The organism is Alkalibacterium sp. s-m-28, assembly GCF_054658175.1.
Genome location: NZ_BAAGIQ010000441.1, coordinates 1 through 255, shown reverse-complemented (window position 1 = coordinate 255; position 255 = coordinate 1). Strand labels below are relative to the sequence as shown.

Below are 255 nucleotides of genomic sequence, written 5' to 3'. Positions count from 1 at the left end.
AAGAAATACTTGAGTCTATACCAATTACAAAATGAAAGACCACTATTTACAAATAGTCGTGGCGAACGTCTAACCAGGCAAGGGATTGGATATATACTGAATAAATATATTAATATCATTAGAGAAGGAACACCAGACAGGATTGAAACAAAAATATCTCCTCATATTTTAAGACACAGTAAAGCTACTCATTTAGTCAATGCAGGTGTTAGTATTTATAATGTTAGAGATTTTTTAGGTCACAGCTCAGTAGAA

1 protein-coding gene is annotated in these 255 nt (G+C 32.2%); it reads left to right on the top strand.

Annotation, left to right across the window (positions count from 1 at the left end; translation table 11 throughout):
* Nucleotides 1-255: tyrosine-type recombinase/integrase (locus ACYQ4S_RS12925; protein WP_459771589.1), on the top strand; the 255-nt coding region annotated here is incomplete at both ends.